The organism is Dokdonella sp. (assembly GCF_049593775.1).
Taxonomy (GTDB): Bacteria; Pseudomonadota; Gammaproteobacteria; order Xanthomonadales; family Rhodanobacteraceae; genus Dokdonella.
Genome location: NZ_JBAWHJ010000155.1, coordinates 1 through 3,629, shown reverse-complemented (window position 1 = coordinate 3,629; position 3,629 = coordinate 1). Strand labels below are relative to the sequence as shown.

The following is a 3,629-nucleotide window of genomic DNA, read 5'->3' as shown; positions in this document are numbered from 1 at the left end:
CCCCTTGATGGACAACTGATCGGACGACCCTAGCCGGGCCATGCCGAACGGCAGCCCAACGAATGCATTCGCTCGGGCCTGGGCAATCAGGCAAATCGAGAAGCACCTGTCCGGAGCATCGTTGCAGATTGCAATGCGCGAAGCCTGATGCCGCACATTCAGCGCGTTTCCGGGCCACGCGAAACCCGGCACGACCTTCCTGAACCGGTTCCAACTTGCCAGAACGAAACGTGACGGGCGTTGGCAATGCTCAGCCTTGCACACAGCCCATCAAGCGGTGTTGCAGCAACCCGGCATTCGAAATGACATTTCAGATACCGATGAATCCAGAGGGCAAGGGCGCGTAGCTCATTGATGGGCGCGCGCATTGTTCGTCCAGGCGCCCACGCTGGCAGCGACTAGCGGCTCGCATCGTTTGCGCTCTTGACGGCACTCAGCATCCCGTCCAGGTCGCTTCTTGAAAATACACGCCCATCCTTGATGACCATTTCGATCGAGTCCGTTGCATCGATGTTTTCCAGCGGGTTCCCAGCGAGCAGGACAAGGTTCGCCTTGAATCCCGGGCGAATCTCTCCTGTGTTTGTCTTCAGCCACGCCGCTGGAACGCTGGTGGCTGAAGCCAATGCCTGGGCAGTTGTCATTCCTTCCTCATTCAGCGCCTCCATTTCTTCGTGCAGTGAAAACCCGGGAACGGTTACGGGAGTGTTTGCATCGGATCCGGCCAGGATCGGTACGCCCTTTTCAAGCAAGGCACTGAACACGATATGCTGCGCCTTCGAATAGGCCTTCCAGTAGATGAGGCTCTTTTGCCGCCTCACTTCATCCCAGTCCGCGGGGAATCGGTAAATGTTCACGTCCGGGAGCCACCCGATACCGTGTGATGTAATTACCGATCCTCCGGCTATACCCGGATTCGCGTACTGAATTTGCGCCTCGTCCAGCACGCCTTGCAGATCCGACTTTTGCCGATGCAAGCTGTCGATCAGCGCGAGTGTGGAGGTTACCGAAATCCCCTTGTCGAGCAGGTGATCTGCGACGTCGTCACTGCGACTGCGTACGAAATCCAGGAACTCCTCCGCAGTCTCACTTGAGAATCGACCGAACTCGTCGCGAAGCGCCTTCATGAGCTCTTCGACGTGAGCCACCTCGCTCTGGTTTGATTGCCACACTGCTTCGAGATCGGCATCGAGCGGAATGTGGCCGACCAGCGGTATGGACTGCTCCACGGTCTCCCGGCTGAGCGCTGAATAGCTCTCCCTGGAGAGAAAGCTGCTCGCCTTGACGGCGTCGTAGCCCTTGGCTTTGAACGCTCGCACGGCTTGCTCGACTTGAGAATCCGTCCTAACGATTGTCTTGTGCTGTGTCCAACCCACGAACCACCCTTCGATCAAGTCGAATGTCGCCATCTGCGGGGCGACGACGAACATGTCCGGGCCGATTCGGCCGTCCACGATTTCGTGCTTCCAACGCAGGCTTTCCTCGCTGCCATTCATTTCGCGTATCTGGGTAACACCGTTCGCCACATACAACAGCAAGTCATTCTCGCTTTCCCACGTATGCACGTGCGAATCGATATAGCCGGGAACGAGAAACATGCCGCCACCATCGATAGTCTCGATGCCGTCGGCCAGTTCATCCTTCATCCCAACCGATTCAATTTCGCCACCGTCGATGACGACTGTCTGGTCTCTCGTGAAATGGTCTGCCGAGGGTGACAGGACATTGACATTGACAATGGCGTAGCGCTCGACATCACGTTCTGGAAGATTGATTTCCGCGACACGTGCGTGCCCCCCATACATCTTGCTCAGCTCCCGATCGATGAACAGAAGCGACAACAGGGATAGTACGACCACGGCCAGCGTGATTCGAATGAGCCATTTCTTCATCTTGCTGTCACTCCCGAATGGATCCATGAGGTTGGCACTAGAGGCAATCGACTCACCTGTGAGAATGCGACAATGCAATCTAGGCACTGTCTGGATGGAGCTTATATCGTGATATAGACAGTGTCAAGATAAGACGTTATCGTCTGCCATGGATGTGACCGAAACAGAACATGGCGCACGATGAAAAAGAATTATCACCACGGCGACCTTGCACCGGAATTGCTTAGGGCCGCAGAAGAGGAACTTCGGGAAAACGGTGTGGAGGCTTTTTCCCTGCGCGCCGTCGCCAAGCGAGCGAAGGTGAGCCACGGCGCTCCCGCTCATCACTTCAAGGACGCGCAAGGCTTGCTCACCGCGCTGGCTGGCATCGGCTACGAGCGCCTGGTCCAGGTGCAGGACAAACGGAAGCGTGCAGCAATGGCAGATCCCAAGGCACAACTCCTGGCCTCTGGTCTGGGATACATAGACTTTGCCGAGAAGAACGCCGCGCTGTTCCGGCTCATGTTCTCCTCAGAGCGGCCTGATCGGAGCGATGCGCGGCTCGCCACCGCAGCCAATTCCGCCTTCCACAACCTAACTGTTGACGTGGGCTCCCTTCTGGGGAGTGATCCCCGAAGCAACCCGACAGCGATGAGGCAGGTCATGGCTTCATGGGCCATAGCACACGGACTGGCCGACCTGATGATTGTCGGTCGCGCCGAGCGAGCCATGGGATTCGGAAGCATGAAGCGCAAGGATCGCGACGAAGCACTTGCAGACATCATGCTGAGGGCGATCACCGAGTAGGCAATTTCGGCTGGTTGATCCAGCCTCCAGACCCCCATTCCATCAGGATTTCGCTGTAACGCGACTCCACCCAATGCCAGTCACCCATGCGCATGTTCTGCAGGAAATCTGGCGAATGTCGTTCCAGGAAGCACATCGGGTCACATGGCTTCCGCTAGCGTCTCTCGTCAGTGACGCGCATTTGCGGTGTCGCCCAGATCGAAACCATCGGCGAAGATGGTATCCACCACTATCGTCGCCGGCAGATACAGATGGCCACGCTGCGGACGACGGGCATCGCTTGCCGGCAAGCCCAGAGTCGGGCCTGATCCAGCCAGGGCACTTGTTGAGGTGACCGCACTGCCCGAAGCCGCTGTATCCATGCCGTGAGGATTGCGCCAGGTCGACCAGTTCATGTTCATGGGTCCTCCGCTGCATTCGGTATCGCGCAGCGCCGACGAGCTCGACGTTTCGATCAGGTTTGCACCAATCTCGAGCTGGGTATCGAAAGCGGCAGGGACGGTGGCGAGACAGGAGTGCCAGGCGTAGGGAGCCACGCTCCCACTGTTGACAATGTTGTTGCTGAAGCGCGTGCCAAAGCTGGTCGGATTGAACACGCCCCAACCGAACGTCAATCCGGCCCCAGCGATGGTGTTGTGGTGTACATCATGGTTGCGCATGTAGCAGCTTTCCTGAAAACACTGCAGGCCGAGGCGGATGCCACTGTTGATCAGCAGGTTGTGGTGAATATGGACATCCGTCGAGTTGGCCTGGGCCGATATCACGATGCCATTCTCATTCGCATCTGCGGCGGAAAAGGCAATGTAGTTTTCCCGGTAGGTATTCCCTTGCGAGTTGTCCTTGTCGTGAATGCCTCCGGTTGTCGCTCCAATACGAACCTGATTGTTCTCGACCAGCGAGTCACCCGCGTCGAACAGGGTCAAGGCGTACGCACCCGAACTGAGCATCTGGAAC

At 57.4% G+C, this 3,629-nt stretch carries 3 protein-coding genes; 1 reads left to right on the top strand and 2 read right to left on the bottom strand.

Annotated features, from left to right (window positions below):
* Nucleotides 1–398: 398 nt before the first annotated feature.
* Nucleotides 399–1,889, bottom strand: coding sequence for an amidohydrolase family protein (locus WBP53_RS05415; protein WP_423926709.1), 1,491 nt, complete (start codon nt 1,887–1,889; stop codon nt 399–401).
* A gap of 180 nt (nt 1,890–2,069) precedes the next feature.
* Here WBP53_RS05415 and WBP53_RS05410 point away from each other — a divergent pair, with 180 nt between their 5' ends.
* Entirely contained in the window at nt 2,070–2,675 is a 606-nt protein-coding gene (locus WBP53_RS05410) for a TetR/AcrR family transcriptional regulator (protein ID WP_423926707.1), read from the top strand.
* A 167-nt stretch (nt 2,676–2,842) separates the two neighbouring features.
* Here WBP53_RS05410 and WBP53_RS05405 read toward each other — a convergent pair.
* On the bottom strand, nt 2,843–3,629 hold a 787-nt coding region (locus WBP53_RS05405), incomplete at its 5' end, for a hypothetical protein (RefSeq protein WP_423926705.1).